This is a genomic window from Microbacterium sp. str. 'China' (assembly GCF_002993305.1).
Taxonomy (GTDB): Bacteria; Actinomycetota; Actinomycetes; order Actinomycetales; family Microbacteriaceae; genus Microbacterium; species Microbacterium paraoxydans.
The window spans coordinates 836272-859638 of the sequence record NZ_CP027434.1 but is presented as its reverse complement, the minus strand read 5'-3'; the positions used below and the strand labels follow the sequence as shown (position 1 = coordinate 859638).

Sequence of the window (23367 nt, the reverse complement as noted above, 5' to 3'; positions counted from 1 at the left end):
GAGCTCAGACGGCGGTCAGATCCGACTCCTGCGCCCGCTTCCACTGATCCCCGCCGGCGTCGCGCGCCCGTTCCGCCGCGGATGCCGCCGCCGCGACGAGTGTGCCGTAGTCGTATCCCGCGACGGCTGCCGTCGCCCAGCCGATGCTGGCGGAGGAGCGGATCCCGCTCGCAGGCGCCTCCAGATCGATGATCGACACGGATGCCAGGATCGCCCGCAGGTGGAACCGCACCGCCTCGTCGCTTCCGTGGATGATGACGATCGCGCGGTCGTCAGCGACCCGCTCCGCGTCGGCCGTCGCCGGCAGCGCTTCGCAGATGTCCGCGTGGAACCGATCGGCGATGCGGCGGAAGCCGGCACTGCTCGACGCCTCGCGGAGGTCGGTGGGATCATCCAGACGGATGTCGAGGATCGACCACGCCGGGTCTTTCTGCGCTGCCGCCTTGCGAAGCCGCTCCCTGGCGCGCTCCGCCGCGCCGTCCGTCCCGGGGGTCGCGCTCTCCACCCGCACGAGGAGCACGAGGGTGAAGGCCGCGCACGTGCTCACGACGATCGTCCCCACCGCGTTCATCCCGCGCAGCGCGCTGAGCTGTTCCTCCGTGCTCACTCCTCCCGATACGAGGGCGGAGCCGGCGCTGACGACGGCGACCACGACGAAGCCGCACGCGGCGAGCGCCAGAGGCAGCACGATGTCCCGCGACGCCGGCTGTCCTCGGAGCAGCTCCCAGGCGAGCAGGCCGGCGAATACCGCCATCGCCAGGAAGACGACGTGGAAGACCGGGAGATACCAGCGGGTGCCCGCGGTGAGGATCAGTGCCGCGGGCACGCCGACGAGCGCGAGGACGACCGGCAGCCAGGGCGCTGACCGTCCGAAGTGCATCCGCACCCCGATCCACACGAGCGGCACGAAGGAGACGACGATCGCGGAGGCGGCCGCACGGAGCACGGGGCTGCCGGTGTGGTGGCCGGCCAACCAGAGGTAGGCGCCGAGCATCCCGATGCCGAAGGCGACGCCCCAGACGATGGTCGCCCTGCTCGGCCGCGCCAGGGTGGCGAGACCGACGACGATCGCGGTGAGCACGGTCACCACGGCCACCATGCTCGTGGTGACGTCGACACTGACGGGCACGAGCGGCGTCATACAGGGTCCTCTCTCATTCGTCGGGGGAAACGGACGGTGACGGTGGTGCCGACGTCCACCTCGCTCGCCACGAGGATGGCGCCGCCGTGCGCGACCACGATGTCCCGCGCGATGCCCATGCCGAGACCGGTGCCGGCGATGCCGCCGCGCACGGCGCTGTCGGCGCGGAAGTAGGGCTCGAACAGCCGCGGCAGCTCCTCCTCGGCGATGCCGATCCCGGTGTCCGCCACGGTGACCTCGGCATGTCCGTCCGACTCCGTCAGCCGCACCGTGATGCGGCCACGGGCCGGCGTGTACTTGACGGCGTTGCCGAGCAGGTTGTCGAGCACCTGACGGAGCCGGAAGGCGTCGCCCGTGATCACCATCCGAGCGGCACCGTCGAGCACGAGCTCCTGCCGCGCGGCTCCCATCAACGGTGCGAAGGACGCGGCGGACTCCTCCACGACGACGCGCAGGTCCACCGGCTCGAACGGATCGTGCGAGACCCGTCCTGTCTGGGCCTGCATGCTCGTGACGAGATCCTGCAACCGCTCCCCGGCGTCCGCGATGACCTCGATCTGCGCGGGCACCCGGCCGGGGAGGTCGTCGCGCTCGCGGAGGAGCTCGACGTGCCCGATGATCGCGGTGAGTGGGTTGCGCAGCTCGTGGGAGATCACGGCGGTCAGCGCCCGCCGCTCCTCGGCGGCCTCCAGGAGTGCGGTGACGTCGTCGATGACGACGAGGGTGATGCGCTCCCCCTCCCGCGCTCCGGCGATGGGCTGCGTGGTCACGGCCAGGGCGTGCCACTGCCCTGCCCCGTCGTAGAGCCACACCCGCTCCTCCCGCATCGACTCCCCCGCGGCCGCGCGCGCCAGCGTCGTGCGCTCCGGGGTCAGAGCCGTCCCACGCCGGGCGTCGTACTCGACGGACGCCGACGGGAGCGCCGTCCCGAAGCGGTCACGGCCGTAGAGGGTGCGGTACGCGTCGTTCATCTGCAGGATGCGGCCCGCGGAGGTGACCACCACGAGCGCGATGCGCAGCGCGTCGATCACCTGCGTGACGCGCTCCTGATTCGTCTCGGCCCGCTCCGCCGCCCGGTTCACCTGCTCCGAGCGGCGCTGCAGGAGCCGGCGCGCCGCGCCGGACCGCTGGGCGCCGATGCGGACTGTCACACCCAGGAAGCTCAGGGTGATGACGACGGTGAGCACCCGCAGCAGCACGTCCTCCGGCGGGCCCGAGCGGTCCGCGAAGAACACTAGACAGCCACCGCTGAGCGCGATGCCGACGAACACCCAGGGCATCGAGAAGTAGGTCGCCAACCAGACCACCGGAAAGACCCAGAGGAAGCCGAGCCGGAGATCCGGCACGTTCGTCGTCAGTCCGACCCCGAGCACGTCGAGCAGCGGGAGGACCGTCACGGCCGAGCGCGGCAGTCGTCGCCACGGGACCATGAGCGCCACCAGGGTGGTGACGACGATGAGCCCGATTCCGCCGATGAACAGCGGGATCGCGAGGGTCTGCGGCTTGAAGCCCGCGACCATCACCACGATGGCCACGATGCTCGCGGTGAACACCAGCTGCCACCGCCAGATCGAGACCGTGCGGATCATCAAGGTCCGCCTCCCGGTCGATCCTCAGCATTCACGCAAGATTACTCAAAGATCGTCACTTCTCGCTCTTCAGGAGGCCTTCCCGTCCTACGATTCTGAGTGGGAGCCGACGCTGCGACTGGGGAATTCGCAGAAGCTGGGGCCGCGCGAGTGGGGATTCGCAGGCATCCGGGGCCGCGGTGGGGGAGCCGCGGCCTCGACCCCTTCTTTTCAGGCGGGGCGGTCGTCGGACGTGAGGCGGTACCCGACACCGCGCACTGTCTCGATATAGCGGGGGGCGGTGGGGCTGTCGCCGAGCTTCCGACGCAGATTGGCCATGTGCGTCTCTATCGCCCGCTTGTCGGGTTCGCTCACCCGGTCGAAGGCGTCGCCGGAGGCTCCGCGCAGTCCGAGCGCGAGGTCGGCTTTGCTGCAGACCCGGCGGCCGGCCTCGAGGAGCGCCGCGAGCAGGTCGAACTCGGTGGGGGTGAGCTCGACGGGGCGCTGGGCGACGAGCACGAGGCGCGTGTCGAGGTCGAGACTGAGGTCCCGGTGCACGAGCCCTCGCCACGTGGCCACGGTGGCATCCCCGGCGGCCACCATCGGAAGAGCGGGGATCGACGCGACGGAGGGTGCGGGGGCGGCGGACTGCGGCGACGGGGCGCTTGCGACCTCCGGCGTCCCCGTGGGTACCGCCGACGAGCGGTTGCGGCGGAGGAGCGCCTCGATCCGCGCCCGCAGCTCGCGTGGCCGGAAGGGCTTCACCAGGTACTCGTCGGCGCCGGAGGTGAGGCCGAGCACCACATCCGACTCGTCGGCCAGGGCGGACAACATGATGATGAACGTGTCGCTGACCTGACGGATGCGCCGCGCGACCTCGAAGCCGTCGATGCCCGGGAGGTTGATGTCCAGCGTGGTGATGATCGGATGGTGCGCCGCCACGGCTGCGAGACCGTCCGGGCCTGACCCCGCCTGCACGGTTCGGAAGCCCGCGGCGAGGAACACCTCATCCAGGAGCGAACGGACACCGGGGTCGTCTTCGATGATGACCGCGACCAGCGGCTCCCCCGCCGTCATGCGCGCTCCTCGCGGGCGATCGTGACGAAGCGCGGCGCATCGGCATCCAGCTCCGAAGGATCGAGGTCGTCATCGTCCTCACCGGCTCCGACGGGTCGTTCGATCTCGATGTCCCACCAGGCGTCGGCGAGCTCCTCCGCCATGCCGCGACCCCACTCCACGACCACGACCGACCGCTCCAGGTCCAGGTCGAGGTCGTCGAGCTCGGCCGCGGAGCCGAGGCGATACGCGTCCACGTGCACGAGGGGGGCGCGTCCGACGAGCGATGGATGGGTGCGGGCGATCACGAACGTCGGGCTCTGCACGGGTCCTCGGACCCCGAGGCCCTCGGCCAGGCCGCGCGTGAAAGTGGTCTTGCCGGCCCCCAGCGGACCGGTGAGGATGAGCAGGTCTCCCGGCTCGAGCTGCTCGCCGATGCGCAGCCCGAGCTGCTCCATCTCTTCGGACGTGGCGATCCGGCGTCGTCCGAGGAACGCCGGGTCCAGGCTCACGTCGTCCTCCGCGGCACCCGGTGACCGATGCGGGTGACGATCTCGTACCCGATGGTGCCGGCGGCCTCCGCCCAGTCCGCGGCCGATGGCACGCCGAGAGTCGGATCCCCGAAGAGCGTGACCTCGTCGCCTACCGCGACCGGGGCGTCTCCGACGTCCACGACGAACTGATCCATCGCGATCCGGCCCACGTTGGTGTAGCGGCGCCCGCCGATCGACACGGGCAGTCTCCCGGAGGCGCTGCGGGGCACTCCGTCGGCATATCCCAGCGGCACGAGCGCCAGGGTGGTCGCGCGGTCCGTGCGATGCACGTAGTCGTAGGAGACCCCGGTACCGGCGGGAACACGCCGGACGGCCGCCACGGCCCCGCGCAGGGTCATGGCCGGGCGCAGGCCCAGCTCCGCGGAGGAGCGGTCGTCGAAGGGCGAGAGGCCGTAGGTGCCGATGCCGATACGCACGGCGTCGAGTCGTGTCTCGGGCAGATCGATGGCGGCGGCGGTGGCGGCGATGTGGCGGATCTCCGGACGCACGCCGAGCGCCGCGGCCTGCGCCACGCCCTCCTCGAACCGGGCGAGCGCGGCGCGGTCGTCGGCCGGCGAGGCGTTGGAGAGGTGACTGAAGAGCCCCACGACCCTGACCCTTCCGATCCGCTCCAGGCGGGCGGCCTCGGCGAGCACCGTCGCCCAGTCGTCCGGAGCGATGCCGTTGCGTGACAGCCCCGTCTCGAGCTTCAGGTGCACCGCGACCGGGCGGTTCGCGGATGCGGCGGCAGCCACGGCCTGCAGCTGGTCATACGACGAGATACCGATCTCGACGCCCTCCGCTGCCGCCTCCAGGAACCGCTCCCCCGGCGCGTGCAGCCACGCCACCACCGGCGCGTGCACCCCTTGGCGCCTCAGCTCCAGCGCCTCCGGGATCTCGGCCACCCCGAGGCGGGTCGCACCGCCGGAGAGCGCGGCCACGGCGGTCGCGGCGGCTCCGTGCCCGTACGCGTTCGCCTTCACCACGGCCAGCACCTCCACGCCGGTGAGGCGACGGAAGTGCCGGACGTTGTCGGCGATCGCATCGAGATCGATCGTGGCCTCGCGGAACGGGACGGTCACAGCGGGGCTCCTTCGGCGACGACGAACGCGGCGGCGAGGCCGGCATCGTGGGTGAGGGTGAGGTGCAGCGTCAGGATCCCCCGTGCCTCGACCACCGCGGCCGTGGATCCGGACAGGACGAAATGCGGTCTCCCTGAGGGCTCGGAGGCGATCTCGATCTCGGTCCAGTGCACCCCGTCGGAGCCGCCGAGCGCCTTGATCAGCGCTTCCTTCGCAGCATATCGCGCGGCTAGAGAGGGCAGCCGGAGTTCACGTTCCGACGGGGCGAACAGCCGCTCCCGCAGTCGAGGCGTCCGGGTCATCGTGCGCTCGAACCTCGGGATGTCCACGAGGTCGATGCCGGTGCCGATGATCACGCGTTCAGCCTACTCGGGCTTCCCCACCCACCCCGCTACGAACGCCCCACCCCTCTGCGTGCGTACTCAGAGGGGTGGGGCGAACAGAAGGGGGTGGGTCGGCGGTCACTCCACCGTGACGGACTTCGCGAGGTTCCGCGGCTGGTCCACGTCGAGGCCCTTCGCGGTCGCCAGCGCCATCGCGAAGATCTGCAGCGGGACGACGGCCAGCAGCGGCTCGAACATGGGGCCGGCGAGCGGGATGTGGATGACCTCGTCCGCGAAGGGCAGCACGGCGGCGTCACCTTCCTCGGCCACCACGATCACGCGGGCACCGCGGGCGCGGATCTCCTGGATGTTGGAGACGACCTTGGAGTGCACGAGCGCGGAGTGCCGCGGCGACGGCACGAGCACGAACACCGGCTGCCCCGGCTCGATCAGCGCGATCGGACCATGCTTGAGCTCGCCCGCGGCGAAGCCCTCGGCGTGGATGTAGGAGATCTCCTTGAGCTTCAGCGCGCCCTCGAGAGCGATCGGGTAGCCCACGTGACGGCCGAGGAACAGCACCGAACGGGTGTCGGCCATCCAGCCGGCGAGCTGGGTGACGTGCTCGTGCTCGCTCTCCAGCACCTTGGCGACCTTCTCCGGCAGCGCGGCGAGCTCCTCGACATCGGTCGAGGCGTCGGCCACCACACCGCGGACCCGTCCCATGTGCAGGCCGAGCAGCAGCAGGGCCGTGATCTGGGCGGAGAACGCCTTGGTCGAGGCGACGGCGACCTCGGGCCCGGCGTGCGTGTAGACGACGGCGTCCGACTCCCGCGGGATCGTCGCGCCCTGCGTGTTGCAGACCGACAGCGTGCGGGCGCCGCGCTCGCGGGCGTACTTCACGGCCATCAGGGTGTCCATGGTCTCGCCGGACTGGCTGATGGAGACCACGAGGGTGTCGGCGCCGATGACCGGGTCGCGGTAGCGGAACTCATGGGCGAGCTCGACGTCGACCGCCACCCGGGCCCACTGCTCGATCGCGTACTTGCCGACGAGCGCGGCATACGAGGCCGTGCCGCACGCGGTGATGATGACGCGGTTGATGCCGACGAACAGGTCGTCGAGACCGTCGAGCTCCGGGATCACGACCTGGCCGTCGCGGATGCGGCCGCGGATCGTGTTGGCGACGGCCTCCGGCTGCTCGGCGACCTCCTTGGCCATGAAGCTCGACCATCCGCCCTTCTCGGCGGCGGCGGCGTCCCACGACACGTCGAACGGCTCGGCGGTGACGGGGGTGCCAGCGAAGTCGGTCACGGTCACCGCGTCGGGGGTGATCGACACGATCTGATCCTGACCGATCGCAAGGGCCTTGCGGGTGTGCTCGACGAAGGCGGCGACGTCGGAACCGAGGAAGTTCTCGCCCTCCCCCAGACCGATCACGAGCGGCGAGTTGCGGCGAGCGCCGACGACGAGTCCGGGGTGGTCCTGGTGCATCGCGAGGAGGGTGAAGGCGCCCTCGAGGCGGTTGACGACAGCACGGAACGCGAGGGCGAGGTCGCCCCCGTTGCCGGCGTACTCGCGGCCGAGGAGCGCCGCAGCCACCTCGGTGTCGGTCTCGCTGCGGAAGGAGACACCGTCGGCGAGGAGCTCGTCGCGCAGAGCCGCGAAGTTCTCGATGATGCCGTTGTGGATCACCGCGAGCTTGTCGTCGTCGGCGAGGTGGGGGTGCGCGTTGACGTCGGTCGGGCCGCCGTGCGTCGCCCACCGCGTGTGCCCGATGCCGGTCGTGCCGTCGGCGAGGGGCGCATCACCGAGCGAGTCGCGCAGCATGGCGAGCTTGCCCGCCTTCTTGCGCATGCCCAGCGTTCCCTCGCCATCGATCACGGCGATGCCCGCGGAGTCATAGCCGCGGTACTCGAGCCGGGCGAGGCCGGCGAGAAGGATGTCCTGGCTGGGCCGCGGGCCCACGTATCCGACGATTCCACACATGGGGATAAGGGTAAGCGGGATTTTTTGCGAGTCGTCCGAACAATAGAGGGCTGCAGGAGGGGCTCAGAGCTTGCGCAGGAGCACGCTCTCCACGTCGTGATCCGCGCCCTTCCGCAGGACCAGCCGCGCGCGGTGCCGGGTGGGCATCACGTTCTCGACGAGGTTCGGCATGTTGATCTCGTTCCAATATCCCAGTGCGGTCGTGATCGCCTCCTCGTCGGTGAGGTGCGCGAACACGTTGAAGTAGGACGACGGGTTGCTGAAGGCTCCCTGCCGCAAAGCGAGGAACCGGTCGACGTACCACTTCTCGATGTGCGTGGTGTCGGCGTCCACGAAGATCGAGAAGTCGAAGAGGTCGCTGACCGCGACGTCGTTCGGGGCCGGCGGGGGCTGCAGGACGTTGAGCCCTTCGACGATGACGACATCGGGGCGGCGCACCACGACGTGCGCGTCGGGGACGATGTCGTAGCGCATGTGGGAGTAGAACGGCGCCCGCACCTCAGGGGCTCCGCTCTTGACCTCCGTGAGGAACTCGATCAGCGCCCGGCGGTCGTACGACTCCGGGAAGCCCTTGCGATCCATGAGACCGCGACGCTCGAGCTCGGCATTCGGGTAGAGGAAGCCGTCCGTCGTCACCAGCTCCACCCGCGGCGTCCCCGGCCATCGGCTCATCAGCTCGCGGAGGAGCCGGGCGATGGTCGACTTGCCCACGGCCACGGAGCCGGCGACACCGACGACGAACGGCGTGGTCGTGTCGTCCTCCTGGAGGAACGACGAGGTGGCCGCGCCGAGCTGCTTCGTCGCGCTCGCGTATAGGCTCAGCAATCGGCTCAGCGGGAGGTAGACCTCGCGGACCTCGGTGAGGTCGAGGCGGTCGCCGATACCTCGTAGCTCCACGACCTCGGTCTCGGTCAGGGGCTGGTCGAGTCCGGCGGCGAGACGCGCCCATTCCGCGCGCCCGATCTCCCGGTACGGCGACAGCGGCAGCGTGGGGTCGGCGGTGGTCACGTCGTCCATCGTAACCGCGCGCGAGTATCCTCATCCCGTGCGCCTGGGAGTCCTCGACATCGGATCCAACACCGTCCACATGCTCGCCGCCGATGTGCGGCCGGGCGGACGACCACTCGCCACCACGAGCGACCGGACCGTGCTGCGCCTCATGCGCTACCTCACACCGGACGGGGCGATCGCGGAGCAGGGCGTGCAAGCCCTGGAAGCGGCCGTCGCGCAGGCGCGCCGGGTGGCGGAGGAGGAACGCGTGGACGCGCTCCTCGCCACGGCCACGAGCGCCGTCCGCGATGCCCGCAACGGGGCCGAGGTGATCGCCCGCATCGAGGCCGCCCTCGGCCAGCCGCTCCAGGTGCTCGACGGGGAGACCGAGGCCGCGCTCACGTTTCTCGCCGTGCGGCGCTGGTTCGGGTGGTCTGCCGGCCAGCTGCTGCTCCTCGACATCGGCGGCGGCTCCCTGGAGATCGCCGCCGGTGCCGAGGAGGTGCCGGACGTCGCCGCGTCCGTCCCCCTCGGAGCCGGGCGCATGACCGTGCAGTTCCTTCCGCAGGACCCTCCGGGTGAGGACGACGTGGAGCGCCTCCGGGCGCACGCCCTGACGACGCTCGACGGGGTCACCTCGCGGTTCCGCAGCCTCCCCCGTCCGGACCACGTCGTGGGCTCCTCCAAGGCGATCCGCTCACTGGCCCGGCTCGTCGGCTACCCCGTCCCCGGCTGGTCGGGCATCGAGCGGATGCTGCTCCCCCGCGACGCCCTCGGGTCGTGGATCCCGCGTCTCGCGCGCCTCCCCGCCTCGGCACGGCAGGAGCTCCCGGGGATCACGCCCGACCGGACCTTCCAGATCGTGGCGGCGGCGGTGTCGCTGCATGCCGCCATGAGCGCGCTGGATGTGGAGGAGCTGGAGGTGTCGCCGTGGGCGCTGCGTGAAGGCGTGCTGCTGCGGTACATCGAACAGCTCGGCGGCTGACCGCCCCGGCCCGGAGACGACGAACCGGCCGGCCGCCGAGGCGACCGACCGGTTCGGAGACGACGGGCTCAGAGCGCGAGGCGCTCCTGCACGACCGCCGCGAGACGTTCGGCGTAGGTGCGGGCCGACTCGGAGTCGGCGGCTTCGACCATGACGCGCACGAGCGGCTCGGTCCCGGACTTGCGCAGCAGCACGCGCCCGGTGTCGCCCAGTTCGGCCTCCACGTCGCGGACGGCCTGCTGCACGACCTCGTCGTCGGCGACGCGATCCTTGTCGACGTCGCGGACGTTGATCAGCAGCTGTGGGTAGACCGTCATGACCGAGGCGAGCTCGGCGAGGGACTTGCCCTGCCGCGCCATCTCGGCCACGAGGTGGAGTCCGGTGAGCAGGCCGTCGCCCGTGGTCGCGTACTCGCTCATGATGACGTGGCCGGACTGCTCGCCGCCGAGCGCGTACCCGCCCTCGTTCATGTCCTCGAGCACGTAACGGTCGCCGACGGCGGTCTGGCGCACCGTGATGCCGTGCTCGCGCATCGCGACGTGCAGACCGAGGTTGCTCATGACCGTCGCGACGAGCGTGTCGTCGGTGAGGCGTCCGCGCTCCTTCATCGACAGGGCCAGGATCGCCATGATCTGATCGCCGTCCACGACGTTGCCCTGCGCGTCGACCGCGAGACAGCGATCAGCGTCGCCGTCGTGCGCGATGCCCACATCGGCGCCGAGCCGGACGACGGCTTCGGCGAGGTTGTCGAGGTGCGTGGAGCCGACGCCGTCGTTGATGTTCCACCCGTCGGGGTCGGCACCGATCACGGTGACCTCCGCGCCGGCGTCGCGGAACGTCTCGGGAGAGACTCCGGAGGCGGCACCATGGGCGCAGTCGAGCACGACGTGGACGCCCTCGAGACGGTGCGGCAGCGAGCCGAGCAGATGGACGACGTAGCGGTCCTCCGCGTCGGAGAAGCGGTCGATGCGACCGACGCCGGCGCCGGTCGGGCGCAGCATCTCGCCGTGCATGGCCTCTTCGATGCGCTGCTCTACCACGTCGGGGAGCTTGCGTCCGCCGCGGGCGAAGATCTTGATCCCGTTGTCGGGCGCCGCGTTGTGCGATGCCGAGATCATCACGCCGAAGTCCGCATCGCGATCCGCGACGAGGAATGCCAGAGCGGGCGTGGGGATGACCCCTGCCTCGAGGACATCGACGCCCGAGGAGGCAAGGCCCGCGGCGACGGCAGCGGTCAGGAAGTGCCCGGAGACCCGCGGGTCACGGGCGACGACGGCGGTGAGTCGCTTGCCTTCGGCCTTGCGAGCCTCCGCCGTACGGCCCTGGCCCAGGACGACAGCAGTCGCCTGGGCCAGGGTGAGCGCCAGGTCGGCGGTGAGGATGCCATTGGCGAGTCCTCGCACGCCGTCCGTGCCAAAGATCGGCATCGGAGCAGTGGACCTTAACGCTTCGAGTACTGAGGCGCCTTACGGGCCTTCTTGAGTCCGGCCTTCTTGCGCTCCTTGACGCGGGCGTCGCGCGAGAGGAAGCCGGCCTTCTTCAGGGTCGGACGGTTGTTCTCCGCGTCGATGCCGTTGAGGGCACGCGCGATGCCGAGACGCAGGGCGCCGGCCTGGCCGGAGTCGCCACCACCCGAGATGCGGGCGATCACGTCGTAGGCACCGGCGAGGTTCAGCGCGGTGAACGGGTCGTTGATGAGCTGCTGGTGCAGCTTGTTCGGGAAGTAGTCCTCGAGCGTACGGCCGTTGACCGTGATGGTGCCCGAGCCGGGAACCAGACGCACGCGGGCGATGGCCTGCTTGCGACGGCCGACAGCGGCGCCGGGGACGCTCAGCACGGGGCGGGGAGCCGCCTCGACCGCGTCGGTCTCCGGGGTCGACGTCGAGAAGTTCTGGAGGTTTTCGGTGGAGTCCTGGATGTCAGCCACGAGTATGTCCTTAGTCTGTACGGCGCTTACTGGGCGACCTGGTCGAGGGTGTACGGCTGGGGCTGCTGCGCGGCGTGCGGGTGCTCGGCACCGGCGTACACCTTCAGCTTCGACAGCTGCTGGCGGCCCAGGCTGTTCTTCGGGAGCATGCCACGGATGGCCTTCTCCACGGCGCGGACCGGGTTCTTCTCGAGGAGCTCGGCGTAGCTGACGGCCTTGAGGCCACCCGGGTAGCCGGAGTGGCGGTACGCCATCTTCTTCTGGAGCTTCTGACCGGTGAGCGCGACCTTGTCGGCGTTCACGATGATGACGAAGTCACCCGAGTCGATGTGGTTGGCGAAGGTCGGCTTGTGCTTGCCACGCAGGAGCGTCGCCGCGTGCGAAGCGAGACGGCCGAGAACGACGTCGGTGGCGTCGATGACGACCCAGTCGCGCTGGACTTCGCCAGCCTTGGGGGTGTAAGTGCGCGTCACGATAGTGCTGCTTTCTTGTCGAACGGAGGTGTTCGTGAATCCCACTCCGGGGTGGTTCTTCCCGACGGGGAGGAACACGCCAGTGGAGGGCTCACGTTCGGATGTGCATCTTCCCCGCAGGCAGGGAAGGGCACCAAAGAGTCAGCATACGCCACCGGAACGGCATTCCCAAACCGGCTCGGACCGGCGGCGTCAGTTCGGGCGGACGGTCACGAGGATCGGGCGGTGATCGCTGGAACGCTGCGGGAGCGTGGTGATGCGTTCGATCTCGAAGCCGGACGAGGTCGCGAAGTCGTAGTGCCCACGGAAGACCCGGTAGCGGGTGTACGTGTGGTCATCGCTGAGGGACAGGGCGTAGCCCTGGTCGCGGACCGCCTGCCCGAGGTTCTCCTTGAACACGGGGTAGTTGTAGTCCCCCACCATGAGCTGCGGCAGCCCCTCGCCCAGCGTCGCGAGCTCGGCGAGCGCGGCGCGGATCTGGTGCCGGCGGAGTGAGTTCAACGCCGTCAGGGGCGCGGCGTGGAAGGACGCCACGATGAATTCTCCGCCGTCGTCGATGTCACGCAGGCGGGCGCCGAGGACGCGCTCGTGCGCCGGTTTCGCGATCCGGTCGTGCAGCGACTTCTTCAGGCCGAGGGTGCGGATGCCCTGCAGCCGATAGGTGCTCTCCCGGTAGAAGAGGGCGAGGCCGAGGCGGTTGCCCTGCGTCGCATCCGCCAGGACGAGGCCGCCGATCCGATCCGGAAGCTCCGGGACGTCGCACTCCTGGAGGCAGAGGATGTCGGGATCATGCTCATCGACGAGCGCCGCGAGCTCGCCGGCGGCGCGGTGCTTGCGCAGGTTGTAGGAGATGACCTTCATGATCGTCCCCACGCTACCCGCCCCATCTGTGCCCCGGCTCCCGATCCCGGCGATCAGTCGCTCTCGCGGTCGCGTCGGGCCCTGGTCTGCGCGGCCCTGGCCGCCAGCAGCTCGTCGGCCGGATACCCGACCTCGGTGAGCGTGAGACCGCGGGCGGCGAGCACCTTGAACTCGCTGGTCCGCGCGAGGGCATCGCGGAGCACGACGAGGTCGCCGACGTCGAGGCGCCCCTCCCCCACCGCCGCGCAGGCGCCGACGAGGGCCCGCACCATGCTGTGGCAGAACGCGTCCGCCTTCACCTCGGCCACGAGCACGCCCTCCGCATCCCGCTGCCACCGGTAGTCGAGCAGCGTCCGGATGGTGGTGGCCTCCTCCCGCGGCTTGCAGTAGGCCGCGAAGTCGTGCAGGCCGATGAGGGTCCGGGAGGCGGCGTCCATGGCCTCCGCGTCCAACCGGCCCCGGATGGTGGTGGTGTCGAGCCGTCGCAGCGGGTCGTATCCGGCCAGGTCGTCGGCGAGCCGGTAGCGATAGCGTCGCCAGACCGCGGAGAAGCGCGCGTCGAAGCCCTCGGGAGCGAGGGAGGAGCGCACGACCGTCACGTCGGGGTAGGCGCCGAGCACACCACGCATCCGCGCGGCGATGCTGCCCGCCGGGTCCTGCGCTGCACGGCCGTGACGCGCCTGGATCCGCGCCCACTGCGCCTCGTCGAGATCCACGTGCGCGACCTGTCCGCTCGCGTGCACGCCGGCGTCCGTCCGCCCGGCGACGACGAACCGCACGTCGGAGCCGACGATCCGGGCGAGCGCCGCCTCCAGCGTCCCCTGGACCGTGCGGAGTGTGGGCTGCGTGGCCCACCCGCGGAAATGGGTGCCGTCGTAGGCGATGTCGAGCCGGATGCGCACGAGGCCAGCCTAGGACAGCCGCGCGCGCACCCTGCGCCTCAGATGCCGCCGTCGACCGAGCGGATCATCGCGCCCGGCTCCTCCGGCACCATCACCTCGGTCTCCCGGTTCAGGCTCTCGCCCCGGAAGAACCGCTTCGACCGCGGGAACAGGTACCAGAGGAACATCAGGACGAGGCCGATCGCGAGCGACCCGATGCCGATCACGAACGTGCCGCCGATGCCGAAGAGCACGGTGTAGCCGTAGTCGACGTCCCACATGTCGATCGCCGACTGCACGAACGCGCCGGTCAGCAGCAGCGCTCCGAGCAGCGGGAAGATGCCCTTGAAGAACAGGTCGCGGGTCGAGCGGCGCAGGTCGGCGCGGAAGTACCAGACGCAGGCGAACCCGGTGATGGCGTAGTAGAACGCGATCGCGAGGCCCAGCGAGAGGATCGAGTCCTGCAGGATGTTGTCGCTGATCAGGGTCATGCCGACGTAGTAGAGGGAAGCCACCACGCCCATGACGATGGTCGAGAACGACGGCGTCTTGTAGACCGGGTGCACGTCCTTGAACTTCGCCGGGAGCGCCCGGTACACGCCCATCGCGAGCGTGCCGCGGGCGGTCGGGAGGATGGTCGTCTGGGTGGACGAGATCGCCGAGATGATGACCGCGACCACGAGCACCCAGCCGAACGGACCGAGCAGCCCATCCTTGATGGCCAGGAAGAAGTCGTCGGCGTTGGCCTCGTTGCCGAGGCCCGTGCCGTCCTCGCCGAGTCCGGCGTACATCATCGCGGCGATCGTCACCGCGACGTACGTCACCAGCAGGATGACGCAGGTGAGCACCGCGGCCCGGCCGGGGATGCGCTTCGGATCCTTCGTCTCCTCGTTGAGGGCGAGGCAGGTGTCCCATCCCCAGTAGATGAAGAGCGCGAGGAGGATCGCCTCCGTGAAGCCCGACCAGTCGGTGAAGCCGAACGGGTTCAGCCACTCCCACGAGAACGGGGTGGCGTCGGGGGCGTCGCCCGTGAAGAACTGCCAGAGGGCGGCCACGATGAAGATCGCCAGCGCGAGGTACTGGATCGCGAGGAGCACGTTCTGGATGCGCTCACCGATCTCGACCCCGCGCCAGCTCACCCAGGTCATGGCCGCGATGAAGAGCACCGCCACGACGACGACGCGCCAGTCGTTGTTCTCGAGGTCCTGCCCGATCAGCGACCAGAAGTACACGGAGGCGATCTGGGCGAGGTTCGCGAGCACGACCATACCGGCGACCGCGACGCCCCAGCCGCCCATCCAGCCCACCCACGGCCCGAAGGCCTTGGTGCCCCAGGTGAACGTGGTGCCGCAGTCGGGGACGGCGTTGTTGAGCTCGCGATAGGCGAAGGCGATCAGGAGCATCGGCACGAAGGCGATGATGAAGGCGATCGGCGCCTGCGCGCCGACGGCGAGCACGACGAAGCCGAGCGTCGCGACGAGCGAGTAGACGGGGGCCGTGGAGGCGAGCCCGATGACAGTGGAGCCCCACAGGCCGAGGGTGCCTGCGGCCAGGCCCTTGCCGTCGGGACGTTCGAGGTGGATGGGCGTCGTTGCCATGTCCTGAACAGTACGGCGCGCCGCGGTATCCCGTCAATCCTTTTGTTTCTGCAACGGAATCCATGCGCCGCGTTCAGATACGCGAAGGATTCCGTGGGTCAGTCGCGACCGAGCATCCCGTCGGCGTGCGCCGCGACCCACTCCATCAGAGGAAGCATCCGCTCCATGAGGTCACGCCCGAGCGGCGTGAGGCTGTACTCGACGTGCGGGGGCACGGTCGGCAGCGACTCCCGGTGCACCAGGCCGTCGTCGGTGAGGGTCCGCAGGGTCGAGGCGAGCATCTTCTCGCTGATGCCGTCCACCTCCCGACGCAGCTCACCCCAGCGCCGCGTGCCGTCGGAGAGGCAGGAGAGCACGAGCACACCCCACTTGCTCATGATGTGGTCGAGAATGACGCGCGTGCCGCATCCCTGGTCGAAGAGAGCAGGCTGCGAATCGCGGATCTGCGCAAAACTCACCGTCATGTGGGTACCTTACCGAAAAGTGGGTACCCACCGGAAGGAATGCGCGGCACGGGCGCGAGGGTTGTCCGGGGAGTCAGCTACGAAAGGACTCCCATGACCATCCTCGTCACCGGTTCGACCGGTCACCTCGGCCGCCTCATCGTCGCCGCCCTGCTCGCGCGCGGCGTCGACCCGCAGACGATCCGCGCCGGTGCGCGCGACCTCGCCAAGGGGGCCGACCTCGGCGTGCCCGTCGTCCGTCTCGACTACACCGATCCGGCGTCGGTCGCGGCGGCGCTCTACGGCGTGGACACGGTCGTGCTCGTGTCGGGCTCGGAGGTGGGCCAGCGCGTCGCGCACCATCGGGCGGTCATCGACGCCGCAAAGGATGCCGGGGTGTCGAAGTTCGTCTACACGAGCGCCCCGAAGGCCACCACGAGCTCCCTCGTCCTGGCCCCCGAGCACAAGGCCACCGAGGAGCTCATCGCGGCCGCAGGCCTTCCCGCGGTGATCCTCCGCAACAACTGGTACACCGAGAACTATGCCGCCGACCTCGCTCGTGCAGCGGAGACCGGCACCCTCAGCGCCGGCACCGGAGAGGGCCGCGTCGCCTCCGCCAGCCGGAAGGACTACGCCGAGGCCGCCGCCGCCGTCGCCATCGAGGACGGACACCTCGGTGCGGTCTACGAGCTCGGCGGGGACGTCGCATGGACCTACGCCGACCTCGCCGCCGCGATGACCGAGGTGACGGGCCGCGAGGTCGTGTTCGTCCCGCTGTCGGCGGACGAGCAGCTCGCGGCGCTCCGAGCGGCCGGTCTCGATGAGGGCACCGCCGGGTTCGTCGTCGCCCTCGACGCCGGCATCCGCGATGGCGCCCTCGCGGACACCGACGGCACCCTCCGCCGCCTCATCGGCCGCCCGACGACGCCGCTCGTCGAGGGCCTCCGCGCGCTGGTGTGACGCGAGGAGCGCCGCCGGCCCCCGTCACGGGCGGCGGCGCTCCCCCGGCGCCGGCTCCACGGCGCTCTGCACGTAGGCGACGGTCAGCGTGATGCTGCCACGGCGCAGGCCCTCCGCACGCAGCACCGCGTCCACGGCGTCACGAGCGTGCCGCAGTGTCGCGACACTGCGAACCCGCCCGTCGACGCCGATCGCCGCCTCCACCGCCACGCCCTCCGCTCCGGCGGCGACGGACACGATCGGTTCGGCTCCGCGCTCGTTCCCCCACGCCGACGCGCCCGCACGCAGGAGGTTGGAGACGAGGGAGCCCGATCGGTACACGCCGCGCACCCCGGAGCAGGCGCGCAGCGCCGCCTCGATCCGGAGCGCGAGACCCGCGCGCTCCTCCTTCGACAGCTCGGTGCCGGTCATCATGCTCCCTCCCTGACGTCGGTGATCGCGACATCGATCGCCGCGACCCGCAGGTCGGTATGACGACGCAGCCGGTCCTCCACCTCCGCGCGCAGGCGGTCGGCGACGCGGCGGAGCGGGTCGCCGAGGCGCACGCTCACATCGATCGCCACGCGCACGGGCGCTCCGGGCTCGGTGACGTCGCCGTCCAGCCGGCACCGGCCGACCAGCACGCCGGGCACGGCCTCCTCCGCGGCACGGACCAGTCCGCGCACGGCGCCTTCCGTGATGGCCAGGTCCACGTCCGGATCGTCGGAGGCGAAGGGGATGCGGCGTCCCGCCTGAGCGTCCATGGCGATGCCGCTGAGGATCCGGGCCACCCACCTCTCGTCCACGGGCGGTGCGGACGCGGCCTCCTCGTCCATCAGCGCGGTGCCGAGACCCCGCAGTCTCTCCAGGGCGTCGAGGGCGAGCTGGCACCCCGGAGACTCCTCGATCGCAGGGATCCTCGGAGTTCGTCCCGCGTCCAGGTAGTCACCGAGCTCCTCGATGGTGTGCCCGTCCAGATCGGCGGGCTCCAGGCCGAGGCGGCGCAGCGGGTCGTCCTCGTGGTGATCGGTCATCGCCACGCCTCCATCCGTGTGATCAGGAACCGTCGCGCGCGGGACAGCAGTCCGCGCACCGTGCTGACGGGGATGCCGAGCTCCTCGGCGATCTCCTCGTAGCTGTAGCCGCCCAGCTCCCGCAGCACCCAGCACTCGCGCTGGGCCTCCGGGAGTTCGCGCAGAGCCGCGCCGAGGGCCGCCACGCCCGCTCTCGCCTCGACGACCGCGTCCGGCCTGGTCTGCGGCGGTGCCGGACGATCGAGCTCGTCCACATCGAGGGCGGGCCGCGTCAGGCGCAGCCGATCCACCGCCTTGCGACTCACGATCCGCATGAGCCAGCTCTTGACCTTCGCGGGGTCCTCCAGCTCACCGAACCGCTGCCATGCCGTCACGAACGCGTCCTGCACGATGTCGTCGACCTCCGCCGACGCGTTGAGCATCCGCTGTGTGTAGGCCCTCATTATCGGCGTGTACCTGCGCACGAGCACCGCGAACGCGGCGACGTCGCCGTCCATCGCACGACCGGCGACGATACGGTCCCCGGCGTGCTCCAGCGCCTCGCCCCAGCGATCGGCTGCCATTCCCCCACCCCTCGTTCACGGTTCCCCAGGCGTTCGGAGCCCGCGCCGGATCGGATCGAGGCGACCCGACGCGCGCGGGCGGAGGAGACGCCCCTCCGGGCGTCTCCTCCCCTTCCGTCACTTGGTGAACGTGTCCTTGACATCCTCGGCCGCGTTCCTGACGTCGCCCTTCGCCTGCTCGGCCTTGCCCTCGGCGACGAGCTTGTCGTTGTTCGTGACCTCGCCGACGACCTCCTTGGCCTTGCCTGCGACCTTCTCGGCTGCGGCCTTGATCTTGTCCTCCGCGCTCATGGCGCCTCCTTTCCTCACACGACCCCGACGGTCGGGGTCGATGTCCGTGTGGCGTTCCGCTCGTGCGGTGCCGTCGTCTGTGTGTCCGCGAGCGAACGGCGCATCCGCTGCCGGGAGCGGAAGAGCTCCCGCCAGCCGCGGTCGGCGATGTGTACGACGACCGGCATCCGCGTCCCGGTGACGGCGTCCCACTCCTGCACGACGGCGTCGGCGGCGGCGAGCACGTGGCCCAGGGCCGCGCCGGGGCGCGGAGTCACCACGAGGCCGAGAGCGATCTCGCGGCCGACCTTCCGGCTCATCACCCGGGCGGCCAGCACGTCCGCTCGGTCGGCGAGCGGGGTTGCCAGCAGCTGCTCCGCCACATTCCGGTCGACGGCGGTGGTGCCGCGATCGCCGACGAGCCGGAGAAGGGTGCGCTCCGGCCGCGGCCTGCGGGTGACAAGGAACGCGAGGAAGAGGACGACGAGCAGCACCGCGGCGGCGATCCCGACGAGCGCCCACAGCGGCACGAAGCCCGCGCCGGGGATGTCGAGACCCCATGCCCCCGACCACGCCACGAGGCCGTCGGCCTGGACGAGTACATCCTCGGCAGGGGCCGGAAGCGTCCCCGCGCTCCGCAGTCCCGCAGCGAGGAGGACGACGCCCCCGCCCAGAAGCATCGCGGCTCCTCCGAGGAGGATGATCCGGTTCGCGACGGTCCCTGCCGACGTCATGCGATCACTCCATCCCGCGCCACCTGCACCCGCGGCGAGAGCCGGAATCCGGTCTCGTCCAGCACGCGCAGGGCCGCGTCTCGCGCGGCGGCCGCATCCACCGAGACCCCGCTCGTGGGCGTGACCCGGATCAGCACCGTGCGTCGTCCCACGGACACGCGCACCTGGCCGCGTGGCACGCCGATCCGGCGCGCGGTGCCGTCGGCGATGGCGTCGGCGAGCACCCCGTCGTCGATCACGAGCGCCGCCCGCGCGGCGAGCCGCGTGCGACGGGCGCGACGGCCGGGAAGCACGGCGAGTCCGAGGAGGAGCAGCGCCACCACCACGAGCACGGTCCCGGCGGCGATCATCACCGCAGGCGCCGCGGCGGAAGCCGTGACGGGCGTGAGCCATCCGGTGATCTGCGCGCGGAACCCCGCGTCGAGAGTCCCGGCGACCACCGCGCCCAGCAGAGCGACGAGGAGCACCGCGAGGACGACCGCGAGCGCGATCGCCGGACCCCGGCGGGTCGCCCTCGCCTCTCGACGAAGCAGTCGCCGCGACGTCGTCGTGTTCGCCGTCATGCCACTTTCCTCCCGTCCTCACGTCGAACTCCGGTGAAACGCACGTCCACCGCTCCCACGCGGCGCGCCGCGAGATCCCGCATACCGCCCACCACGGCGTCGCGGACGGCGTCCGCCCGTGCGCCCACGGTGTCGGCGCCGCGGGGCCCGCGCACGACCGGAACCTCCACGGACACGCGCAGGTCGCCGCGGCGGTCCGCGAGCTGCACGCTCACGTCTCCGGCACCGACCCGCACGACGTCCCGGACGATTCCGACCGCGAGGCGGTGCAGCGCCCGGGCCTCGACGACCGTGGCCCCCGCCACGGTCGTCGGCCCGTCCGTCACTGCGACGCTCATGAGGACGATCGCCGCCCGCGCACCACGTCGGCGAGCGCCCGCACGTCCAGGCGACCGTCGACGATGCGGCCGACGACCGCGCCGACGAGCATCGCGAGGGTGACGAGCAGGAACGCCCAGAACCCCCAGACGATCCAGGTCAGCGCGAGCACCGTCGCTGCAGCTCCGCCGATCACCGAGGCGTTCACTGGACTCGCGCCTCCGGAGCCTCGTCGTCATCCTCGGACGGGATGTGCACGTCGTTGACGGTCACGTTCACCTCGGCGACCTCCATGCCCACCAGCTCCACCATGGCCCGGTGGATCGCGGCCCGCACCTGGTCGGCCACCTTCTGCAGGGACACGGGGTACTCCGCCACGATCGTCACGTCGACGGCCACCTGCGTCTCGCCCACCTCGACGCTGATCCCCTGCGCGAGGTCGGTCGTGTTGAGGGCGTCGCGGATCGCGCCCATCATGCGTGCGGCGCCGCCGCCGAGTGCGTAGACCCCGTCCACCTCTCGCGCCGCGATGCCGGCGATCTTCGCGACCACCGCATCCTCGATCGTGGTCTTCCCCGCCGCCCCCTGCGAGGCCGGAACGACCTGAGCCTTGGGCTGGGTGCCCCCAGTCACGTTCGCCATCTCGAGCTCCTTCATCCGTGTGACCACGCGGTTCCCGCGCGGGCCGTGTTCTCACGACACCACTAAGACGGTCGGGGAGCACAGAATGTCACAAACTTCTCCGAATGAATTTCGTCTCGCCTCTCGGCGGCGACTCTCAGTGCACTCCAAGGTTCAGAGTGCAAAGTTGCACTTTATGGAGAACAGTGCAGAATCCACGCGGGAGCAGCGCAAGCGTCGGACCACGCGCGCGCTCACCGAGGCCGCGCGCCGCTTGACCACCGAGCGAGGCTTCGCCGGCTTCACCGTCGAGGAGCTGTGCGCCGACGCCGGGGTCTCCCGGCGCACGTTCTTCAACTACTTCGAGAGCAAGGAGAACGCCGTCTTCGGCTTCGCCGTCATCGACTCCCGCCAGGAGGAGCTCGAAGCGGCCTTCCTCGACCGCGAGGGCGATCTCCTGGACGACTTCGTGCAGCTCACCGTCGAGCGCTTCGCCCTCTTCGACCCGATCGAGCACGCCGCGGAGCTGTTCGCCGTCATCGAGCAGGAGCCGCGGCTGCTGCGGGCCGCCTTCGAGCAGCAGGAGAAGCACGAGCGCCGCGACATCGCCCTCGTCGCCCGCCGCCTCGACACGGAGCCGGACGCGGAGCTGCGCGCCGAGGTGCTCGTCCACTCCGTCGGCGCGCTCGTGCGGTTGTGCATGGAGCAGCTGCTGCACCATCACTCCACCGAGCCGTTCGCCAACCTCATCACCCGCCGGCTGCGCCTCGCGCGCGACCTCTACACCCCTGCACAGAAAGACCACTGATGTCCGCCACCGCCACCGCGGATGCGCCCTTCCTCCTCACGAAGCGCCGCATCTGGATCATCTTCAGCGCCCTGATCGCGGGCATGCTGCTCGCGAGCCTCGACCAGACCATCGTGTCGACCGCGATGCCGACCATCGTCGGCCAGCTCGGCGGCGTCGACCATCAGGTCTGGATCACCACGGCCTACCTGCTCGCCACCACCATCGTCATGCCCATCTACGGCAAATTCGGCGACGTGCTGGGCCGGCGGTCGTTGTTCCTCGTCGCCATCGCGCTGTTCACGCTCGCCTCGGTCGGCTGCGCGTTCGCGTCGGACTTCTGGATGTTCGTGGTGTTCCGCGCCCTCCAGGGTCTCGGCGGCGGCGGCCTCATGATCCTCTCGCAGGCGATCATCGCCGACATCGTGCCCGCCAACGAGCGCGGTAAGTACATGGGTCCGCTCGGTGCGGTGTTCGGCCTCTCCGCCGTCGCCGGACCGCTCCTCGGCGGCTTCTTCGTCGATCACATGACCTGGCAGTGGGCGTTCTACATCAATATCCCAGTCGGCATCGCCGCGTTCCTCATCGCCCTCGTGGCCCTGAAGCTCCCCAGCAAGAAGGCGGAGAAGCCGATCGACATCCTCGGCGTGCTCTTCCTGTCCGCCGCCACGACCTGCCTCATCTTCTTCACCGACTTCGGCGGCGACGCGGCGTTCGGCTGGGATTCCCTGGCGACCTGGGCCTGGGGCGCCGGGCTCGTGGTGTCGGCGACGGCGTTCGTCATCACCGAGTCCCGGGTGCAGGACCCGATCATCCCGCTCAGCCTCTTCCGCAATCCGATCTTCGTGAACGCCACCGCCATCGGCCTCGTCCTCGGCATCGGCATGTTCGCCGCGATCGGCTTCGTCCCGACGTTCCTGCAGATGTCCTCCGGCACATCCGCCGCCGCATCGGGTCTGCTGATGATCCCGATGATGGTGGGCCTCATGGGGACCTCGATCTTCTCCGGCATCGCGATCTCGAAGACCGGGAAGTACAAGATCTACCCGATCCTCGGCACGATCATCACCGGCATCGCGATGGTCGCCATGACCACCCTGTCGGCGGAGACGCCGATCTGGCTGATCTGCGCGTTCCTGTTCGTCTTCGGCGCCGGGCTCGGCCTCATCATGCAGGTCGTCGTGCTCGTCGTGCAGAACGCCGTCCCGGCGGGCGAGATCGGCACCGCCACCAGCACGAACAACTACTTCCGCGAGGTGGGCGCCTCGCTGGGGACCGCGGTGTTCGGCACGATCTTCACCACGCGGCTGACCGAGAACCTCCTCGGCGTGTTCGCCGGCGCCGGAGCGTCGCCCGAGGCCGCATCCGAGGCCGCGTCCACGATCGACCCCGCCGCGCTGAACAGCCTCCCGGACGAGGTGCGCGACGGCATCGTCACGGCGTACGCGGACGCGCTCGCCCCGGTGTTCTGGTACCTCGTGCCCTTCATCGCACTCGCGCTCATCCTGTCGCTGTTCCTCAAGCAGATCCCGCTGTCGGATCAGGCCGGGCTCGTGGCCCGCGGTGAGGCGATCAGCGGCGAGGAGGCCGAGCGTCTGGAGGCGGAGCTCCGCACCGGAGGGCGGGTCGACGCCGCACGCGCGGACGCCGAGCCGGGAGAGACCGGCTCGGCGCCCACAGGCAAGTAGCCC

28 protein-coding genes are annotated in these 23367 nt (G+C 70.4%); 4 read left to right on the top strand and 24 right to left on the bottom strand.

Annotated features, from left to right (window positions below):
* Positions 1–4: 4 nt before the first annotated feature.
* The 8 genes from C6C15_RS04110 to coaA all read right to left on the bottom strand — a co-directional run bounded on the left by C6C15_RS04110 (position 5) and on the right by coaA (position 8706).
* Positions 5–1141, bottom strand: a complete 1137-nt coding sequence (locus C6C15_RS04110; protein ID WP_060922135.1) for a hypothetical protein — start codon at positions 1139–1141, stop codon at positions 5–7.
* Positions 1138–2730, bottom strand: a complete 1593-nt coding sequence (locus C6C15_RS04105) for a sensor histidine kinase (protein ID WP_105949341.1) — start codon at positions 2728–2730, stop codon at positions 1138–1140. Before C6C15_RS04105 ends, C6C15_RS04110 begins: the two co-directional genes overlap by 4 nt.
* Before the next feature lie 210 nt (positions 2731–2940).
* Positions 2941–3786, bottom strand: a complete 846-nt coding sequence (locus C6C15_RS04100; RefSeq protein WP_105949340.1) for a response regulator transcription factor — start codon at positions 3784–3786, stop codon at positions 2941–2943.
* Complete coding sequence (gene tsaE / locus C6C15_RS04095; protein ID WP_370670653.1) at positions 3783–4277, bottom strand: tRNA (adenosine(37)-N6)-threonylcarbamoyltransferase complex ATPase subunit type 1 TsaE; 495 nt, start codon at positions 4275–4277, stop codon at positions 3783–3785. Before tsaE ends, C6C15_RS04100 begins: the two co-directional genes overlap by 4 nt.
* On the bottom strand, positions 4274–5380 hold the full coding sequence (alr, locus tag C6C15_RS04090) for an alanine racemase (RefSeq protein ID WP_105949339.1): 1107 nt from the start codon (positions 5378–5380) through the stop codon (positions 4274–4276). The genes tsaE and alr overlap by 4 nt, the downstream gene beginning before the upstream one ends.
* Positions 5377–5736, bottom strand: a complete 360-nt coding sequence (locus C6C15_RS04085; RefSeq protein WP_060922139.1) for a holo-ACP synthase — start codon at positions 5734–5736, stop codon at positions 5377–5379. Before C6C15_RS04085 ends, alr begins: the two co-directional genes overlap by 4 nt.
* A 105-nt stretch (positions 5737–5841) precedes the next feature.
* Positions 5842–7689 (bottom strand): glutamine--fructose-6-phosphate transaminase (isomerizing), encoded by a 1848-nt coding sequence (gene glmS, locus C6C15_RS04080; protein WP_105949338.1) that lies wholly within the window; start codon positions 7687–7689, stop codon positions 5842–5844.
* 63 nt (positions 7690–7752) lie between these two features.
* Positions 7753–8706, bottom strand: coding sequence for a type I pantothenate kinase (gene coaA, locus C6C15_RS04075; protein ID WP_060922141.1), 954 nt, complete (start codon positions 8704–8706; stop codon positions 7753–7755).
* Between the two features lie 28 nt (positions 8707–8734).
* Between coaA and C6C15_RS04070 the strand changes: the two genes are divergently transcribed.
* Positions 8735–9664 carry a Ppx/GppA phosphatase family protein gene (locus C6C15_RS04070; RefSeq protein WP_105949337.1) on the top strand — a complete coding sequence of 310 codons (930 nt, stop codon included), beginning with the start codon at positions 8735–8737 and terminating at the stop codon, positions 9662–9664.
* A gap of 68 nt (positions 9665–9732) precedes the next feature.
* Here C6C15_RS04070 and glmM read toward each other — a convergent pair whose 3' ends face one another.
* The 7 genes from glmM to C6C15_RS04035 form a co-directional block, all read right to left on the bottom strand.
* Complete coding sequence (gene glmM, locus C6C15_RS04065; protein WP_105949336.1) at positions 9733–11091, bottom strand: phosphoglucosamine mutase; 1359 nt, start codon at positions 11089–11091, stop codon at positions 9733–9735.
* Between the two features lie 14 nt (positions 11092–11105).
* Positions 11106–11591, bottom strand: coding sequence for a 30S ribosomal protein S9 (gene rpsI, locus C6C15_RS04060; protein WP_025104384.1), 486 nt, complete (start codon positions 11589–11591; stop codon positions 11106–11108).
* 26 nt (positions 11592–11617) lie between these two features.
* On the bottom strand, positions 11618–12064 hold the full coding sequence (rplM, locus tag C6C15_RS04055; protein WP_025104385.1) for a 50S ribosomal protein L13: 447 nt from the start codon (positions 12062–12064) through the stop codon (positions 11618–11620).
* Positions 12065–12256: 192 nt separating this feature from the next.
* A complete protein-coding gene (locus tag C6C15_RS04050; protein WP_060922143.1) occupies positions 12257–12925 on the bottom strand; it encodes an endonuclease/exonuclease/phosphatase family protein in 669 nt (222 codons plus the stop codon).
* A 53-nt stretch (positions 12926–12978) separates the two neighbouring features.
* A complete protein-coding gene (gene truA, locus C6C15_RS04045) occupies positions 12979–13827 on the bottom strand; it encodes a tRNA pseudouridine(38-40) synthase TruA (RefSeq protein WP_105949335.1) in 849 nt (282 codons plus the stop codon).
* A gap of 38 nt (positions 13828–13865) precedes the next feature.
* Positions 13866–15404 carry an APC family permease gene (locus C6C15_RS04040; RefSeq protein WP_060922145.1) on the bottom strand — a complete coding sequence of 513 codons (1539 nt, stop codon included), beginning with the start codon at positions 15402–15404 and terminating at the stop codon, positions 13866–13868.
* 98 nt (positions 15405–15502) lie between these two features.
* On the bottom strand, positions 15503–15868 hold the full coding sequence (locus C6C15_RS04035; protein WP_025104389.1) for a winged helix-turn-helix transcriptional regulator: 366 nt from the start codon (positions 15866–15868) through the stop codon (positions 15503–15505).
* Positions 15869–15961: 93 nt separating this feature from the next.
* Between C6C15_RS04035 and C6C15_RS04030 the strand changes: the two genes are divergently transcribed.
* A complete protein-coding gene (locus tag C6C15_RS04030) occupies positions 15962–16807 on the top strand; it encodes an SDR family oxidoreductase (protein WP_105949334.1) in 846 nt (281 codons plus the stop codon).
* Between the two features lie 24 nt (positions 16808–16831).
* Here C6C15_RS04030 and C6C15_RS04025 read toward each other — a convergent pair whose 3' ends face one another.
* The 9 genes from C6C15_RS04025 to C6C15_RS03985 form a co-directional block, all read right to left on the bottom strand.
* Complete coding sequence (locus C6C15_RS04025) at positions 16832–17221, bottom strand: hypothetical protein (RefSeq protein WP_231919581.1); 390 nt, start codon at positions 17219–17221, stop codon at positions 16832–16834.
* Positions 17218–17820, bottom strand: coding sequence for an Asp23/Gls24 family envelope stress response protein (locus tag C6C15_RS04020; protein WP_105950751.1), 603 nt, complete (start codon positions 17818–17820; stop codon positions 17218–17220). The genes C6C15_RS04025 and C6C15_RS04020 overlap by 4 nt, the downstream gene beginning before the upstream one ends.
* Positions 17817–18383: an RNA polymerase sigma factor gene (locus tag C6C15_RS04015; RefSeq protein ID WP_105949333.1), complete on the bottom strand. Its 567-nt coding sequence runs from the start codon at positions 18381–18383 to the stop codon at positions 17817–17819. Before C6C15_RS04015 ends, C6C15_RS04020 begins: the two co-directional genes overlap by 4 nt.
* Positions 18384–18500: 117 nt before the next feature.
* Positions 18501–18674, bottom strand: a complete 174-nt coding sequence (locus C6C15_RS04010; RefSeq protein WP_025104394.1) for a CsbD family protein — start codon at positions 18672–18674, stop codon at positions 18501–18503.
* A 14-nt stretch (positions 18675–18688) separates the two neighbouring features.
* Complete coding sequence (locus tag C6C15_RS04005) at positions 18689–19387, bottom strand: hypothetical protein (RefSeq protein WP_105949332.1); 699 nt, start codon at positions 19385–19387, stop codon at positions 18689–18691.
* Complete coding sequence (locus C6C15_RS04000; protein ID WP_105949331.1) at positions 19384–19950, bottom strand: hypothetical protein; 567 nt, start codon at positions 19948–19950, stop codon at positions 19384–19386. Before C6C15_RS04000 ends, C6C15_RS04005 begins: the two co-directional genes overlap by 4 nt.
* Complete coding sequence (locus C6C15_RS03995) at positions 19947–20288, bottom strand: hypothetical protein (RefSeq protein WP_158698517.1); 342 nt, start codon at positions 20286–20288, stop codon at positions 19947–19949. The genes C6C15_RS04000 and C6C15_RS03995 overlap by 4 nt, the downstream gene beginning before the upstream one ends.
* Positions 20285–20476, bottom strand: coding sequence for a DUF2273 domain-containing protein (locus tag C6C15_RS03990; protein WP_025104398.1), 192 nt, complete (start codon positions 20474–20476; stop codon positions 20285–20287). The genes C6C15_RS03995 and C6C15_RS03990 overlap by 4 nt, the downstream gene beginning before the upstream one ends.
* Complete coding sequence (locus tag C6C15_RS03985) at positions 20473–20910, bottom strand: Asp23/Gls24 family envelope stress response protein (RefSeq protein ID WP_025104399.1); 438 nt, start codon at positions 20908–20910, stop codon at positions 20473–20475. Before C6C15_RS03985 ends, C6C15_RS03990 begins: the two co-directional genes overlap by 4 nt.
* 175 nt (positions 20911–21085) lie before the next feature.
* Here C6C15_RS03985 and C6C15_RS03980 point away from each other — a divergent pair, with 175 nt between their 5' ends.
* Together C6C15_RS03980 and C6C15_RS03975 are read left to right on the top strand one after the other, a co-directional pair.
* The gene (locus C6C15_RS03980) at positions 21086–21697 is read left to right on the top strand and encodes a TetR family transcriptional regulator (protein ID WP_105949329.1); all 612 of its coding nucleotides are present in this window, start codon (positions 21086–21088) and stop codon (positions 21695–21697) included.
* Entirely contained in the window at positions 21697–23364 is a 1668-nt protein-coding gene (locus C6C15_RS03975; RefSeq protein ID WP_234024216.1) for an MDR family MFS transporter, read from the top strand. Before C6C15_RS03980 ends, C6C15_RS03975 begins: the two co-directional genes overlap by 1 nt.
* Positions 23365–23367: the final 3 nt, after the last annotated feature.

What these genes read in the sequence shown, in the direction of transcription:
- C6C15_RS04110 (WP_060922135.1), bottom strand. Translation starts at nt 1,141, where the DNA reads ATGACGCCGCTCGTGCCCGTCAGTGTCGACGTCACCACGAGCATGGTG.
- C6C15_RS04105 (WP_105949341.1), bottom strand. Translation starts at nt 2,730, where the DNA reads ATGATCCGCACGGTCTCGATCTGGCGGTGGCAGCTGGTGTTCACCGCG.
- C6C15_RS04100 (WP_105949340.1), bottom strand. Translation starts at nt 3,786, where the DNA reads ATGACGGCGGGGGAGCCGCTGGTCGCGGTCATCATCGAAGACGACCCC.
- glmS (WP_105949338.1), bottom strand. Translation starts at nt 7,689, where the DNA reads ATGTGTGGAATCGTCGGATACGTGGGCCCGCGGCCCAGCCAGGACATC.
- coaA (WP_060922141.1), bottom strand. Translation starts at nt 8,706, where the DNA reads ATGGACGACGTGACCACCGCCGACCCCACGCTGCCGCTGTCGCCGTAC.
- glmM (WP_105949336.1), bottom strand. Translation starts at nt 11,091, where the DNA reads ATGCCGATCTTTGGCACGGACGGCGTGCGAGGACTCGCCAATGGCATC.
- C6C15_RS04050 (WP_060922143.1), bottom strand. Translation starts at nt 12,925, where the DNA reads ATGAAGGTCATCTCCTACAACCTGCGCAAGCACCGCGCCGCCGGCGAG.
- C6C15_RS04040 (WP_060922145.1), bottom strand. Translation starts at nt 15,404, where the DNA reads ATGGCAACGACGCCCATCCACCTCGAACGTCCCGACGGCAAGGGCCTG.
- C6C15_RS04035 (WP_025104389.1), bottom strand. Translation starts at nt 15,868, where the DNA reads ATGACGGTGAGTTTTGCGCAGATCCGCGATTCGCAGCCTGCTCTCTTC.
- C6C15_RS04030 (WP_105949334.1), top strand. Translation starts at nt 15,962, where the DNA reads ATGACCATCCTCGTCACCGGTTCGACCGGTCACCTCGGCCGCCTCATC.
- C6C15_RS04025 (WP_231919581.1), bottom strand. Translation starts at nt 17,221, where the DNA reads ATGATGACCGGCACCGAGCTGTCGAAGGAGGAGCGCGCGGGTCTCGCG.
- C6C15_RS04020 (WP_105950751.1), bottom strand. Translation starts at nt 17,820, where the DNA reads ATGACCGATCACCACGAGGACGACCCGCTGCGCCGCCTCGGCCTGGAG.
- C6C15_RS04015 (WP_105949333.1), bottom strand. Translation starts at nt 18,383, where the DNA reads ATGGCAGCCGATCGCTGGGGCGAGGCGCTGGAGCACGCCGGGGACCGT.
- C6C15_RS04010 (WP_025104394.1), bottom strand. Translation starts at nt 18,674, where the DNA reads ATGAGCGCGGAGGACAAGATCAAGGCCGCAGCCGAGAAGGTCGCAGGC.
- C6C15_RS04005 (WP_105949332.1), bottom strand. Translation starts at nt 19,387, where the DNA reads ATGACGTCGGCAGGGACCGTCGCGAACCGGATCATCCTCCTCGGAGGA.
- C6C15_RS04000 (WP_105949331.1), bottom strand. Translation starts at nt 19,950, where the DNA reads ATGACGGCGAACACGACGACGTCGCGGCGACTGCTTCGTCGAGAGGCG.
- C6C15_RS03995 (WP_158698517.1), bottom strand. Translation starts at nt 20,288, where the DNA reads ATGAGCGTCGCAGTGACGGACGGGCCGACGACCGTGGCGGGGGCCACG.
- C6C15_RS03985 (WP_025104399.1), bottom strand. Translation starts at nt 20,910, where the DNA reads ATGGCGAACGTGACTGGGGGCACCCAGCCCAAGGCTCAGGTCGTTCCG.
- C6C15_RS03980 (WP_105949329.1), top strand. Translation starts at nt 21,086, where the DNA reads ATGGAGAACAGTGCAGAATCCACGCGGGAGCAGCGCAAGCGTCGGACC.
- C6C15_RS03975 (WP_234024216.1), top strand. Translation starts at nt 21,697, where the DNA reads ATGTCCGCCACCGCCACCGCGGATGCGCCCTTCCTCCTCACGAAGCGC.